The sequence below is a fragment of the Algibacter sp. TI.3.09 genome (assembly GCF_038154905.1).
In the GTDB taxonomy this organism is placed as follows: domain Bacteria; phylum Bacteroidota; class Bacteroidia; order Flavobacteriales; family Flavobacteriaceae; genus Algibacter.
This window is the reverse complement of sequence record NZ_JBAKAN010000001.1, coordinates 1,505,427-1,521,922: the sequence shown is the minus strand read 5'-3', so window position 1 is coordinate 1,521,922 and position 16,496 is coordinate 1,505,427. Positions and strand designations below refer to the sequence as shown.

The following is a 16,496-nucleotide window of genomic DNA, read 5'->3' as shown; positions in this document are numbered from 1 at the left end:
ATAGAGTGTATTACTTAAAAAAAGCGTCCTGAAAATTAATTTCAGGACGCTTTTTATTTGGTGAATATTATGTTGAAGGTTTATTCTATTAATACCTTGTTAGTCACAATACCATTATCGGTGTTTAGTTTTATAATATAAGAGCCTGTACTAAGGTTTTTAGTAGCTTGAATTATAGATGTTTCATTAGATTTAGTGTCAAAACTATAAACAGACTGGCCTAACATATTAATTATCTCTGTAGATTTTATATAAAGCGCATTCGGGTTGCTAATAACAACACTTTCATTATCGTTAGAAAAAGAAACTAATACAGGTCGGTTTACCAATTCTAAAGGCGTTGTGCCTAATGTTTCCGAACTGTTTGTGAAGGTGATTTCAAAACGATCTAGATATTTACCTGCTATTAAGGTTACATAATAATCGCTTTCTCTTAAATTGTGATAAAGGTTTAATTCTTTATCATGAAGATAGATATCATACGGCGTTACTTCATTCTCTATCTCATCGATAGAAATAATGTTTACACCTTCGTTTTTTAAGTGAATACCTAAGGGTAACACGGTTGTTTCGTCAATTTCATCTATACCTTGTATAACGTATGTGTTATCATCAATTAACCAATACATATCATCAATTTGATAGTCGATGTTTGGTCCATCATAACCCCAATCGTAACCTATAGAAGCACTTGGGTCTACGGTAGTTAATAGTTGCCTTTTAATCTTGTTTGTAGAGTAAAAACCAATTCTTAACTTCTCTCGTAAATCGTCATGATTGTTTGGAGAAGTATTCGAGTTTTTACTATTAGCAGATTTTAGGAAAACAGAATTGGTACCATCTTCAGTTTGAAATACACGTTGTGCATTATTAAATTTTATAGTTCCTGTTGCTTCTGCAGCAACAAAAAATCCTTGAGCAACAGGTATGTATCTACCTGGTGTTTTTGTGGATACGCCTCCTTGATCAACATCTGCATGACTTGAAGCTTTTGATACAGCTGGTACACCACCTGATAGTGAATACGAAGCGTAACCGCCCTGATAACTACTATAGTTATGCGAATTTCCTCCCCAATGTTCCCAGAAATAAAGTGTTCCAGTTGTAGATCCTGGCCCAGCGATAGTAGTACCATTATCTAATATAAAGGCTTTAGCGTCTATTGCAGACGGGTAAGGGTTACCAACTAAATATTCGTTACCAGCATTAATCGTTAAGTTAATATCTCCATTATTAGGTTTTCCTTTTAATAGATAGTTTTGCAAGTCTGATGGTACTCCAGACCCTGGACCTTTCATGGAAAAGCCTTCGCCAGGCAGAAGAGAACCTGTGTTTCCTACATGTTGCCACTCCGAATAATCATCGCTTGTTCTATTGTTGAATTTCCAAATCCAAGCTGTAGAAATACCTAAAGGAGATACGGTACCATTGTAACCTGATGTTAAGAAAGTAACGTCATCGAAAACTTCGGGTAATGTATAACTATTATTGTTATCCGTTATGTTTTGAGGACCAACTGGAGAAGACCAATAATTATAAGTAAAGGTATCAGCGCTTCCTTGTTGGTTTTTTAATAAAGTCCCAGAGCTAGTAACATCCAGTTCACTATCAATACCTTGTATAAGTTGAGAGTCTCCTTCTAAAGTAAGCTCACCATTTAATTTTAAATATCTAGAAACACTTAAACTATCAGAAGCTTTTACTGTTAATGTCGCAGGACTATCTATTATTAAAGCAGAAACACTATGTCCTGTGGTATTATTAATATTATGATTAATTTCTGCTATATTCCAATTTATGCGTGTACCATACATAGCCGTGTTTGGCGCATATTGTACGTCGCTATTTAACCATGTTGTAGCATTTTCCCAGTTTCCGTTTGTCGCTGATATATACGGTAACGGTGCAGTTTGTTCTTGAAGGGTAGTGGTGTTGTTTTTTGATGTACCATCTATATTGTAATTAGAATGGTCGGTTGCTGTATTGTCTGTCATAGGATAATAACCTCTTAAATTAGACCAGCGTAAGCCTGCATGAACATCTTGATTTGTAATTTTACCGTTTACAATAGTTCCGGTTTGAACTATTTCCTGGTTCATCATATCTTGAATCTGCTGTTGTGTTAAGCCGATATTCCATACACGAACTTCATCTATAAAACCATTGAAATTATTTTTTACTGAAGAAGCCGAACTGCTATCATAACTCGCTCCGATTAAAAAAGATTGATTATTACTTAAAGGTCTACTTGTACTTTGGCTTGCAACTAAAACACCATCGAGATATAGTGATGCTATGCTTCCGTTAAACGATGTTGCCACATGGTGCCAAGTATTCTCGGTAATTTCAAAAGGTGAAGAGAGATCTAAAATAGCATTTCCTGAATTATCGTACCAAGATAGATTAGGGTAACCATTTTTTATGGTTAAATGATAACCTCTAAGATTACCTGTTTGGGTTTCTCCCTTTGAAATTATAGCAGCTGTTCCTGAATTTGTTTTTTGAAGTACCCAAGATTCTAATGAAAATTGACTCGTAAAATTATGGTTTCTGCCAAAGTCTACATAATAATCCGTACCATTAAAATCTATAAATGTATTTTCTAAACAGATTGTGAATGTACCGGTATAGCTATTACTTGAGTATGTGTCTACCGAGATATAATAGGTGTCTCCCGGTGTTAAATTAGTAGCAGATAATGTAACATCATCAGTTGAAGATGAATATCTAGCACTGTTGACTTCAACTGTACCTCCATCTTTCCATAAGGCCACTTGAGTTCCTCTCTGTGTACCTTTTTCGTCACCTCTATCAATTAGAATATTAAATTGACCCGAAGTTGGAGGAGCAATAAATTTAAACCATCGGTTGTATTTAGGTCCACTATTATTCCAAGCCGTTCCGCTATTTAAATCTGGAGAAGCTCCTCTTGTTGTGTAAATGGCATCTGCAGAACAAGAATTAATTAATGAGGTAATATCTATAGCAGCTTCATAATAATCATAATCTATTGTATTTTCAATGCATAAGCTAAATGCACCACGGTAATAGGCCGCGTTTCTATGATCTACTGATATATAATACCAATCTCCAATAATTAAACTGTTGGATTGTAGATTGATAGAGTCGGTATTATTAAAGTAATTCTCACTTTTAATTTCTGTTCCTGCAACATCCCAAAGTGCTATGTAGGGGTAATCCATATTACCATATACACCACCAATTTTTAAATCGGCTTTTAGTTGTGTTGTTGTCGCCTGAAATTTAAACCATACGTTGTAATTCGGGCCATCGAACCATGCACTTCCTTTATCACCGTCGGGTGTAGCATGAATTGTAGAGTACTCTGCATCTGCAGAACACCAATTTGTGGTATGCGGTACTTCTAATGCGCCTTCTTTATAATCATAGCCTACTTTGTTTTCAATACATAAACTAAAAGTACCACGGTAATAAATACTGTTTCTATGATCTACTGATATATAGTACCAATCTCCAATAATTAAATTATTGGTTTGTAGGTTAATAGATTCATTGTTATAGTAATTCGTGCTTTTAATTTCGGTTTCAGTAGCATCCCAAAGAGCAATAAAAGGGAAATCTACGTCGCCATAAGCGCCACCAATTTTCACGTCTGCTCTTAATTGTGTTGAAGTAGCTTGAAACTTAAACCAAACGTTATAGTTAGGGCCATCAAACCATGCGCTACCTTTATCACTGTCGGCTGAAGCATGAACTGTAGAGTACTCTGCATCTCCAGAACACCAAGAGTCGGTATGAGGAACTTCAACAGCTCCTTCTTTATAATCGAAATCGACTTTATCTTCGATACATAAACTAAAAGTACCACGGTAATTAACATTGTCTCGATGATCTACCGATATATAATACCAATCTCCAACGATTAAATTGGTTGATTGTACTTTTATAGAACTGTAACTGCTATAATAATTTGTGCTTTTAATTTCTGTTCCGGCATTATCCCAAATTGCAATAAAAGGGTAAGCTATATCTCCGTATGTACCGCCTATTTTTAGTTGCGCACTTATTTGTTGTGCTGTGGCCTGAAATTTAAACCAAACATTGTAATTAGGTCCATCGTACCAATTGCTACCTTTGGCTTCATCTGGAGAGGCATTGAAAGTTGTATATTCTTCATCTCCGGAACACCAGGAGGTTGTGTGAGGGACTTCAATAGCACCTTCTTTATAATCGTAACCTACTTTATCTTCAATACACAACGTGAAGTCACCCATATAATAGATGCTATTTCTATGGTCTACAGAAATATAATACCAGTCTCCAATGGTTAAATTATTGGTTTGCACATTAATTGAGCTATCAACGCTGTAATAACTAGCACTTTTAACTTCATTTCCTGATTGATCCCAAAGTGCCATAGAAGCATAACGAATATTTTTAGACGGGTCTCCTATTTTTACTTGAGCGTTTACTTGTGCTGCCGTAGCTTGAAATTTAAACCATACATTGTAATTAGGTCCATCATACCAAATAGAACCTTTTGTACCATCGGGAGAGGCGTTGTAGGTATTATATTCATCATCGCCAGAGCACCAACTTGTGGTATGTGGAACTTCAATAGCACCTTCTTTATAATCGAAATCTACTTCATCATCTACACATAAAGTAAAGGTGCCGCTATAACTTGTAGAGCTGTGATTATCGACAGATATATAATACCAATTTCCAATAGTTAAATTGTTAGATTGAACATTTCTGGTGTTAAGCGCATTATTGTAATTTTTACTTGTAATTTCAGTACCATCTTCTTCCCAAAGTGCTACGTAAGAATAGCGCATGTCTCCAAAGGTACCGTCCTTTTTTACTTCAGCATTTACTTGTGTAGAGGTAGCTTTAAACTTAAACCATACGTTAAAGTTTGGTCCGTTGGCCCATGCAGAACCTTTCGTGCCATCGGTAGATGCGTGTACTGTTGAGTATTCAGCATTAGCAGAGCACCAATCCGCAGTATGTGGCACTTCAATAGCACCTTCTTTATAATCGAAATTAACCTTATCGTCAACACATAAAGTAAAACTGCCACGATAGGCGGTAGAATTGTAATTATCTGCCGATATGTAGTACCAATCTCCAATAGTTAAATTGCTAGATTGAACATTAACGTAGTCTGCTGAATAGTTGAAATTTGTACTATTAACTTCAGTTCCAGATGCATCCCAAAGTGCTAATAAAGGATAGCGCGCACTACCAAATGTACCGCCATGCTTTACTTCAGCATTAATTTGCGTAGTTGTGGCTTTAAATTTAAACCAGACATTAGCGTTTGGATCACTAGACCATGCAGAACCTTTAACCTGATCGGGAGATCCGTAAACTGTAGTATATTCGGCATCTGCAGAGCACCAGTTTGCGGTATGCGGTATTTCTAGAGCTCCTTCTTTATAATCAAAATTCACTTTATCATCTACACATAAGGTAAAGCTACCACGGTAACTAGTAGAATTATAGTTGTCTGCCGATATGTAATACCAATCTCCAATAGTTAAATTGTTAGATTGTACATTAATAGAGTTTGCTGTATAGTTGAAATTTGTACTATTAATTTCATTTCCAGATGCATCCCAAAGTGCTAATAACGGATAACGACCATCACCTAATACTCCGCCATGCTTTACTTCAGCATTTACTTGTGTAGTTGTGGCTTTAAACTTAAACCAAACATTAGCGTTGGGTTCACTAGCCCAAGCGGAACCTTTAACTCCATCGGGAGATCCATCAACTGTTGTGTATTCTGCATCAGCAGAGCACCAATTTGCTGTATGTGGCACTTCAACGGCTCCTTCTTTAAAATCAAAATTTACCTTATCGTCAACGCAAAAGGTAAAGCTGCCACGGTAGGCAGGAGAGCTGTAATTATCTACCGATATATAGTACCAATTTCCAATAGTTAAGTTTTTAGATTGTATCCTAATAGAACTTCCTGTGTAATTGAAATTCTTACTTGTAACTTCTGTACCAGATGCATCCCAAAGTGCTAATAAGGGGTAGCGAGCACTACCAAATGTACCGCCATGCTTTACTTCAGCATTAATTTGTGTGGTTGTGGCTTTAAATTTAAACCAGACATTAGCGTTTGGATCACTAGACCATGCAGAACCTTTAGGGCCATCGGGATAGCCGTTACTTGTTGTGTATTCAGCATCAGCAGAGCACCAGTTTGCAGTATGTGGTACTTCAACGGCACCTTCCTTAAAATCGAAATCAACCTTATCTTCAATACATAAGCTAAATGTACCTCGATGGCTGTTTGAGCTGTGGTTGTCTACCGATACATAGTACCAATCGCCAATAGTTAAACTGTTGGATTGTACATTTATTGAACTACTAACGTCAATATAATTTTTACTTTGAATTTCTACTTGGTTAATATCCCATAACGCTAAATAAGGATAGCGCATACCGTCAGGCGTTAATTTAACATTGACTTGCGCTGCTGTAGCCTGAAATTTAAACCACACGTTAAAGTTTGGTCCATTTGCCCATGCTATTCCTTTCGGGCCGTCGGCTGTTGCATTAAGTGTAGTGTAAGCGCCATCTGCAGAACACCAACTTGAACTATGCGTAACAGTTGTGGCATCTATTAAATCATTATTAGCAGGCACTTGAGAAAAAGCGACAGCAGAATAAAAGCAACAAAATAAAAGCAACATGGGTGAAGCTTTTTTTGGTTGTAGTGATTTTAGAAAATAATTTGAATGGTTTTTAGCAAACTGAGATAAAGATTTTATCAAAAACAATGGATTGTATTTATTGTTTTTTGAAGACAGTTTTTCTAAAAAAGAAGGCATAAAAAACCTTCGAGATTTAATCAGATCTGGTTGTTTCATTAAGACGCTATTATCATAATTCTTGAGAGACTAGAGGGAGGGAGCGTCAATATTATGGAAATAAATTCCTATAAACAAATCTGTTTATCTAGATAAATGTGTTTTTGTTGGGGTTTTTTTTGTTTTTTTTAGTTTTATAGAAAACAATTTTAAGTGTAATGATTTTTAAATGAGGGAGTTATTTATTTTTTTAATACCTCTTTACTTAAGACACCATGACTTGTTTTTATTTTCAAAATATATACGCCTGGATGTGTTTTCTCTACCCTACGTGAGAAATTACTTTTACTTGCTTTAGTTTCAAGATTGAAAACCGATTGACCAACCAAATTATACATTTGAATTGATTCGATATAAATCGAAGAAGGGTTGTTAATTACGATGCTATTTTCTGAATTTGAAAAGTACATATCGATTTTATCATTTTCAAATTCTGTATTAGATAAAGTTACTTGCTCGAAAAACGTAATTTCAAATCTATTTAAATAAGAACCTGCTGCTAAATAAATAGTATAATCGCTTTCTTTTAAATTATGGCTGATATTTAATTCTTTATCGTAGAGGTAGATATTTAAGTTTTCTGGAAAATGTTCTAATTCATCAATACTAATTGTATTCGCTCCATTGGTTTTTGTATGAATACCTAAAGGAATTTTAGTAGTTTCATCTATAATATCAATACCTTGAATACTGAATTTTTCATTATTAATTAACCAATACATATCATCGGATAATTGATCAATATCTTGAGCATCAAATCCTGAATCGTAACCAGAAGTAGCATGCTCATCGGCAGTTACTAGTAATTGTCTATGTATTTGATTTACAGAATTGAAACCTAATCTAAGCTTTGGTCTGTTGTCATCTTCGGCCGCTATTTTAGTATGGGATGATTTGGCAGCGACGTTGTTATCGACATAAAAGGCACGTTGTCCGTTATTAAATTTAATATCACCAGAAGTTTTTGCCACCATAAAAAATGCCTGACCAACTGGAATATATTGTCTTGAGGCTTCTAAACTTAAACCATTTTCTGTTATTAACGGAGCCGTTTCACCTTGCCAAACAGCAGGAATACTGCCAGCAAGTGAGTATGTTGCGTAGCCTCCTTGAAAATCACCAAGGCTATGCGTACCGCCACTATAATGTTCTTTGTAATAAATAACACCTGTTGTAACTCCGGAATGCTCTTCGCTGTTGTCCAAAATAAATTGTTGAGCATCAATAGGGGATGGGTATGGGTTACCAACTAAATATTCGTTTCCGGCATAAACAGGTATGTTTACATCTCCATTATTTGGTTTACCTTCAATTAGATAGTCTTGCTTAATTTTTTCACTATTAGTTCCGGTGCCTTTCATGGTGAAACCTTCACCAGGTTTTAAAATTCCTGTACTTCTTACATGTTGCCAAATGGGAGTATTGTTATTGTTCATTAAGTTGCAATATTTCCAAATCCAGTAATCTGCAACTGCTGTTTCTGTTCCGTTGTAACCCGATCTTAAAAAGCTAATGTTTTTAATAACATCGGCTAATTTATAATTATTGTTGTTTGTTAAATTATTAGTTTGACCCACAGGAGAAGACCAATAATTGTAGGTGTATATGTCGCCCTCAAGGTTTCTGTTTTGTGTTATTTTACCTTGGCTTGTATTGGCAAGTGTACTTTCTAAACCTTGTATTAATTGAGATTTCCCTCTTAAATCAATGGTTCCGTTTAGGTTTAAATACCAGCTCACGTTTAATTCAGAATCGTTTCTAACTACATATGTAATTGGGTTTAAATCTGCATCTGCATAGTCTACAATTAATCCTAAGTGTTTTTGAGTATTAGAATAATATACATCGTTGTGTTTAATGTTTACTATAGACCAATTGTATTTTACAGCGTCTGATCCATCTATGCCTTTTTCAATATTATTTAAAGCATTTTCTAAAGATCCCGATTGCGTAGTAACAAATGGCATTGGTGCCGATTGCTCGTTAATGGTTTCAATATTATGAATTTGTGCATGTATTGTATTGTCACTTATTAAGTTAGCAGAATCAAATAGTACATTATCTTCAATAACATCCATACGGTAGTACCTTTTTAAGTTTTCCCAAGGTAAAGCAGTTGATGTATTGGTTTCTGCATCAAAATCGGTTATGTTTTTTGGTAAAACGCTCCCTTTTACAATACCATTGTTATCTTCAATTTCTTGGTAGATTATTTTGCGAAGTTCATTGCTAGAAAGAGCTTTATTAAATAAACGAAACTCATCTATAGAACCATTAAAGTAATTACTGCTATTACTTGGATATTTACCAATTGTAAAGTTTGATGTATCGTGTTGTATGTTTCCAGAAGCTGTTGATCTTGTAGCCTCTGCTTCACCATTAATATATAACTTAAAATCTTTTGGTTTGTGCGTTACTGTAACCTGATACCATTGATTTGTGTTTAATAGTGTTTTACTAGTTAATGTTTTTGAATTTGCGAAAGCACTAACACTTTTATTAGCATTAAGTTGAAGGTAAAATGCACGTTGACCGGCAATAATTTGGACATCTTGAGATAAGCTATCAAGTTTAATCCATGCCATAATTGATACTTCTTCCCAAGAGTCGATAACGTAAGGCTCTTCGGCATAATCATCCAATCCATCAAAATAAAGCTCATACTTTCCGTTTACGTTTATAGAAGAATCTCTAACAGTAAGGCTTGTTTCTAATAAAGCTATTTTACTAGTCTCAGAAACTTTTGCAATTAAATTGTATGCATTTAAGTTTAAAGGTATTGCAAAACTATAAATTACGATTAGGGTTAATGTGCATTTTTTAAGCCAGCTATATTTGTATGTCGTGCTCATGAGTAGGTTGTGGTGTTAGTTAACGCTATAAATCCTTAGGGAGATTTTTAAAAGAAGTTTAGGGGGAACTTCTTATAGGTTATTTCTATTTTGCTTCTTCTGTTATTTTTGATGAAATATCTTTTGGGTTAATTGAAATTTGGGAATTGTAAAAAATAGTTTTTGCTATGTTACCCAATGATTTTTTTTAGACCATTTTTATATCTGTTTTTAGTTCGTGTTTTATTTCTTACTGCAAACATATAAAACATTCTAATTAAAACGTTGAAATACATTAATTAATCGTTGAAATACATTTTTGTAAGGAAAAATACTTGTTTATGAGTCGTTTTGAGCTTGATTTCATGTAGAGAACAAAAATATAAACAATGAATTTTTTACATATAATTGCTGTTTTTTGTAAAATATCAATTTGATATATTGAATAACTGTTTAAATGAAGAGTAGAATAAAGGAGATTAAATTTGAAGAAAACTGTTAATAGATTTTAACTTTAGGGCATAAAAAAGCCTTTACAATCAAAATTGTAAAGGCTTTTTTTGAGAATATTTTAATGATTTAAAGCAAATCGCGAAGCATTTTAACGGCACTCTCTGCGGTAATATCACGTTGAGGTGAGCCAAACATTTCGTAACCAACCATAAATTTCTTAACCGTTGCGCTACGTAATAATGGTGGATAGAAACTCATATGCCAATGCCAGTGGTCGTTAGCTTCTCCGTCTGTAGGAGATTGGTGGATACCGCTAGAGTATGGAAATGATGTATTAAACAGCTTATCGTAAGCCTTAGTTATTACCGAAATAGCTTCAGCATATAGTAAAGTTTCATTTCCTGATAATTCAGATATGTTTCTTTGCTGCTTTTTAGGAGCAATCATAGCTTCAAACGGCCAAACAGCCCAAAACGGAATTAGCACAACAAAAGCATCGTTTTCAAAAATAATACGTTCTTGCTTTTCTAGTTCTTGAGCTAAATAATCGCCCAAAAGACTACTTTTATTTTTGTTAAAGTAGTTTAATTGTTGCGTGTTCTTTTTGTCAACTTCGTTTGGTAATGTGGTTTGACTCCATATTTGTCCATGCGGATGTGGATTACTACAGCCCATTACAGCTCCCTTGTTTTCAAAAATTTGAACATAATTTATTAAATCGTTTTCAGCAAGTTCATTGTATTCATGTTGCCAAGCAAAAACGACCTTTTCAATTTCGTTAGGCTTCATGTCTGCTAAACTTTTGGAATGATCTGGGCTAAAACAAATTACTTTACAAATACCTTGTTCACTTTGCGCTTTTAATAAACCATCTTCTACTTTAAAAGCTTTAGAATCGGTTTGCAAGGCACCGAAATCGTTTGTGAAAATAAAAACATCCTCATAATTTGGGTTTTTCTCTCCGTTTATTCTAGCATTTCCTGCACATAAATAACAGCTTTCATCATAAGATGGGCGTACTTCATTGTTTACAGCTTCGTTTTGTCCTTGCCAAGGGCGTTTTGCACGGTGTGGAGAAACTAAAACCCATTCACCGGTTAATATATTATAACGTTTATGCGAAAAATCTTGTAAATCGGTAGTCATTGTAATGTCTTTTAAATTTTGAATTATTTTATAAGGTGTGTCCCGTCTGAAAGTTCTACGGTGTAAATTGAACAATCTTTATCGAACGCTTTTTTATAGGCTGGTACTACCGAAGTTTTAAAATCTTCTACAGCATTTTTTGCTATTAAATTTATAGTGCAACCACCAAAGCCACCACCCATCATGCGTGCGCCTAAAATATCTTTATTTTCTTTTGCACTTTCAACTAGAAAATCCAATTCATCACAACTCACTTTATATTGGTGTTGCAAACCATGGTGCGATCCGTAAATTAATTTCCCTAGGGTTTTTAAATCACCATTTTGCATTGCTGCAGATGCTTGTTCTGCACGGTTATTTTCTTGTATTACAAATAAAGCTTTTTGGTAATCTTCGTCTGTAACTTTATCTTTTACTTTTTCTAGATCAGCTTCATTAGCATCTCTTAAGGCTTTTATGTTAAGCATTTTAGAAATACTCTCGCAAACAGAGCGGCGATCATTGTAAGCACTATCAGATAAGCTATGCTTCACGTTAGTGTTGATAAGCATGAGCTCATAATTTTCAAAATTAATTTCAAAAGGTTTAGCTTCAATCGAACGGCAATCCAAAAGTAACGCATGGTTTTTAATACCAAACATACTAGCATATTGATCCATAATACCGCAATTTACACCTACGTAATTATGTTCTGCTTTTTGAGAAATAAAAATCATTTCAGTTTTACTGAAACCAAGATTAAACAATTCATTTAAACCAAAAACAACACTGTTTTCTAAAGCAGCAGATGATGACATACCTGAACCCGACGGAATATCGCCTCCAAAAACCATATTGAAATTTTCTACGGTTTTGCCTAATTTCTGTATTTCTGCAATAACACCTAAAACATAATTCCCCCAACTTTCTTTTGCCATAGGAGCAATAGAGTCTATTGAAAAGGAAATGGTATCGTTAAAATCGGATGCACAAACAGATGATGTGTTGTTTGTTGTTTTATTGATAGCAGCAATAATACCTTTGTTTACAGCTGCAGGAAATACAAAACCGTCGTTATAATCGGTGTGCTCACCAATTATATTTATTCTTCCAGGAGAGAAAACCATTAAAGGCTCTTCGTTAAATTTATCTAGAAACTCCTGTTTAATTTGGTTTACTAAAGTTGTGTTCATAATTTCTTAGTATTATGTTAGTTTAGTTTTAGGTTCCAATCTAATTGGTATGTGGTATTTGGCGCTAAGGTTTTTAGACCAATTTTATTATTAAAACTATCGGAAACTCCCGTTGTTGGTTCTATAGCAATTACGTTAACTAGCGGTGGAGTATAGGCTTGTAAAAAGCAATTTTCTTCGGAAGAGTTTATGCTTAAATTATAATTAGGCGTTGCAAATTCGACTTCGGTTTTATCTAGCTCCCAACAATCATCTAGCTGTTTATCTTTCAATAACATTTCAGACGGATCTGGATTGTTAATGGTTTCTGTCGTAATCATACGATCGCTAAAAACCATTTTTTTTGTGCTTTCAAAAGATAGTAAGCTTTCAGATAAATTACTGCTTAAAAAATAAGGATGCCAGCCTAATGTAAACGGGAAGGCTTCATTATCAGTATTTGTTATTTCTACATTTAAATCTAGCGTAGTTTCTGTAATTCTATATTCCAATTGAATAGAGTAGGTAAACGGAAAACCTTCAGATTTTTTATCTTCCTTATATAGTAGTTTTACAGAAGCGCTATTTTCGGTTGTTACTTCATCTATAACATCAAATGTTTTATTAAAGACCAAACCGTGTAAGGCATTATTATTTGGTGCTTCATTAACAGGAAACTTATAAGTTTCGTTGTTGTATGTGTAAGTACCGTCTTTTATTCTATTTGCAAAAGGAAAAAGAATGGACGATGCATAGGTGTTTTTATAGTCTAAAGGACTTAAGTTTTTTATTAAAATTTGTCCAAAAAGTTTTAATTCTTGAAGGCTTGCACCATCGTTTAAGCAAATTTTAGCGAAAACGGTTTTGCTTGAATTTTCTATTTCAAGTGCTGAATGACTGTGTTTTATACTGTACAAAATGTTTTGTTTAAGGTAATTGGTTTTACAAATATAGGAACTAGACTCACAAATACAAGTGATTTATTAAAATAAATGTATTTTTTACAATTAATAATGATTTATGTTCTTATTTTTAGATATATTTGAATTTTAAATTAAACTAAACCACACAAACATATGATGCAAATTATATCATTTTTAGGCTTTACTGCCTTGGTTGCTATTATATCTTATTTAGCAACACGAAAATCGAACGAAGATTCCTCGGATGGTTATTTTCTAGGAGGAAGAAGTTTAACAGGCGTTGTAATTGCTGGATCTTTATTACTAACCAATTTATCTACAGAACAAATAGTTGGTTTAAACGGGTCGGCTTTTAAAGAAGGAATTTTAGTTATGGCTTGGGAAACATTAGCAGCGATTGCTATGGTTGTAACGGCGGTATTTTTATTACCAAGATATTTAAAAGGCGGTATAACAACTGTGCCTCAGTTTTTAGAAAAACGTTACGATAAAATGACTAAAACCATTACATCTGGTTTGTTTTTAAGTGGTTACGTAGTTGTGTTATTACCTATTGTACTTTATTCTGGAGCTTTGGCCATCAATTCGATGTTTAATGTGCCAGATATGTTGGGAGTTTCTAAAACTGCAGCACTTTGGATTACCGTTTGGGGTATTGGTATTATAGGTTCTGTTTATGCCATATTTGGTGGTTTAAAAGCAGTTGCCGTGTCTGATACTATAAACGCTGTCGGTTTATTAATCGGTGGGCTTTTAATACCATTTTTTGGATTGTTAGCCATTGGCGATGGTAGTGTAGGTGATGGTATATCAACTTTAATGGAAGCAAACCCTAATAAATTTAAAGCATTAGGAGGGCCAGAATCAGCCATTCCTTTTGGAACAATTTTTACAGGGATGATGCTAGTACAGTTGTTTTATTGGGGAACCAATCAAGCGATTATACAACGTGCCTTAGGAGCTAAAAACTTAAAAGAAGGCCAGAAAGGATTACTATTAGCATCGGGTATAAAAATACTTGGGCCATTAATTGTTGTATTGCCAGGTATTATTGCTTTCCATATGTTTGGTGATACTTTAGAGAATCCAGATGAAGCTTACCCAAGATTAGTAACCGAGGTATTGCCAGCTGGCTTAGTAGGTTTCTTTGCAGCTGTTTTGTTTGGAGCTATTTTAAGTTCTTTTAATTCTGCATTAAACAGTTCAGTAACATTATTCGGAATCGATATTTACAAATCTCACATTAATAAAGAAGCAACCGAAAAGCAAACTGTATTTGCAGGAAAATCTTTTGGAATGGTTTTAGCTATATTATCCATGTGTATTGCGCCTTTAATTGCAAATGCTCCCGACGGATTATTTGGATACTTGCAAGAAGTAAACGGTTGTTACAGTATTCCTATCTTAACTATTATTGTGGTTGGGTATTTAACAAAGTATGTACCAGCAATAGCGGCAAAAGTGGCTATTATTTCTGGAGTTGTGCTATATAGTTTAAGTCAGTTTGTAGTAAAACCATTTGTAGTAGGAGCCGATAACTATCCGCATTTTTTACACGTAATGGCAATTTTGTTTGTTCTTAATGTAATTATCATGTTAATCATTGGTAAACTATATCCGCGTAAAGAAGCTTTTGTATTAGAGTTTACAAAACAAGTAGATATTACACCATGGAAACATTTAAAAACCGTTGGTATCGCTATCTGCGTTATCGTAATTGGTATTTACGTGTATTTCTCATAGAGAAACATATAAGATTATTAAAAAGCGTTCATGTTAAGTGAGCGCTTTTTCTTTTTATGCAGTATTAAGAACGCTTATATCGAGTTGCATAAACTAGAGTAGAGGTATAAGCCCAAAAAGCTATAAAAAACAAAAGCCATATCACTGCAGAACTTAATCTCCTTTGATATGGCTTTTTTGAAATAGTTTTCTTGTTTTCTTGAATTTAGTAATATTTCACTAAGTCGATTCGAATTTTCATCAAAACCTATTCAATTCAAGTTTGCTATTTCAATTGATATACTACTGTAATTTCAAAATGTATTGACCTATTACACTAATATATCGTGGTAATTGTTTTTCTCGATGTTAAAAGGTGATGGTTTGCTTTCGCTGGTATTTCACAATTAACACAACTTATAAAATTCATTTAAACCTTCGTTTCCATGCCTTATTATAAGTAGTCCATTATTAAAACCGCTTGCCATGTGGCATTTGGTGTTTTACAATGTCCTTTTTTTTTGCTACTCACGCATACACCTGAAGTAACAAAATCTTAAAAAACAATAATTTGTAAGAACGTTATCTTATTTAGAATTAAATGTAAATTCAGTGTTGAAGTGAAACCAACTTTCATTGTCATTATCCTTACAGCTAAGATACAACCACAATACGAAATTTAAAAATTTTTAAGACTCTAGTTATCAACGATTTATGAACTTAGGTTATTAACATTTGTTAATAAAAAAAGCCTTAAGATTTATCTTAAGGCTTTTAACTTACTGTAAAACAGTGTTTTGTAATTAACGTCTACGTTCAGTAATTCTAGCTTTCTTACCAGTTAAACCTCTGAAGTAGTAGATTCTAGCTCTACGTACTTTACCACGTTTGTTAACTTCTATCTTTTGTAATGCAGGTAAATTAACAGGGAAAATACGTTCTACCCCAATAGTACCAGACATTTTTCTAATTGTAAAAGTTTCAGAAGAACCTGATCCTCTTCTTTGAATAACTACACCTCTAAAGAACTGTGTACGTGTTTTAGTACCCTCTTTAATTTCGTAGTATACAGTAATTGTGTCTCCAGCTCCAAACTCCGGAAAATCTTTTTTTGTTACAAACTCGTCTTGAACAAATTTTACTAAAGATTCCATATCTTTATATTTATTTAATTATTAATTCAGAACAACATTCACGATTCTCGCCAGAGGTTAACCCGAAATTGGCTGCAAAGATACTTAATATTTTAAAACCCACAATTAAAATAATAAATTTAAAACCCTAATTAGGGTGTTCCCTTTCAGGTCAGGCTATCCGCTATATCTTTTTGAGAAGGTTTTAGCTATGGTGCTATGGTTTTCTTCTTTTTAAAAGTATAGTTATCAATAATAAATTCAGTCT

At 33.9% G+C, this 16,496-nt stretch carries 7 protein-coding genes; 1 reads left to right on the top strand and 6 read right to left on the bottom strand.

All coding sequences use genetic code 11. The features are described 5' to 3' along the window. Positions 1-80: 80 nt before the first annotated feature. The 5 genes from V6246_RS06010 to V6246_RS05990 all read right to left on the bottom strand — a co-directional run bounded on the left by V6246_RS06010 (position 81) and on the right by V6246_RS05990 (position 13,367). The gene (locus tag V6246_RS06010; RefSeq protein ID WP_341559607.1) at positions 81-6,869 is read right to left on the bottom strand and encodes a LamG-like jellyroll fold domain-containing protein; all 6,789 of its coding nucleotides are present in this window, start codon (positions 6,867-6,869) and stop codon (positions 81-83) included. 182 nt (positions 6,870-7,051) lie between these two features. Continuing rightward, complete coding sequence (locus tag V6246_RS06005; protein WP_341559606.1) at positions 7,052-9,721, bottom strand: LamG-like jellyroll fold domain-containing protein; 2,670 nt, start codon at positions 9,719-9,721, stop codon at positions 7,052-7,054. A 558-nt stretch (positions 9,722-10,279) separates the two neighbouring features. Then, positions 10,280-11,299, bottom strand: a complete 1,020-nt coding sequence (locus tag V6246_RS06000) for a UDP-glucose--hexose-1-phosphate uridylyltransferase (RefSeq protein WP_341559605.1) — start codon at positions 11,297-11,299, stop codon at positions 10,280-10,282. Positions 11,300-11,322: 23 nt separating this feature from the next. After that, positions 11,323-12,471 (bottom strand): galactokinase, encoded by a 1,149-nt coding sequence (galK, locus tag V6246_RS05995; protein WP_341559604.1) that lies wholly within the window; start codon positions 12,469-12,471, stop codon positions 11,323-11,325. 17 nt (positions 12,472-12,488) lie between these two features. Continuing rightward, positions 12,489-13,367 (bottom strand): aldose 1-epimerase, encoded by an 879-nt coding sequence (locus tag V6246_RS05990; protein WP_341559603.1) that lies wholly within the window; start codon positions 13,365-13,367, stop codon positions 12,489-12,491. Positions 13,368-13,529: 162 nt separating this feature from the next. On the opposite strand from V6246_RS05990, the gene V6246_RS05985 reads away from it, so the two are divergent. After that, positions 13,530-15,116: a solute:sodium symporter family transporter gene (locus V6246_RS05985; protein WP_341559900.1), complete on the top strand. Its 1,587-nt coding sequence runs from the start codon at positions 13,530-13,532 to the stop codon at positions 15,114-15,116. 782 nt (positions 15,117-15,898) lie between these two features. On the opposite strand, the gene rplS is transcribed toward V6246_RS05985, so the two are convergent. Continuing rightward, positions 15,899-16,249, bottom strand: a complete 351-nt coding sequence (rplS, locus tag V6246_RS05980) for a 50S ribosomal protein L19 (RefSeq protein ID WP_042502860.1) — start codon at positions 16,247-16,249, stop codon at positions 15,899-15,901. Between the last annotated feature and the right edge of the window lie 247 nt (positions 16,250-16,496).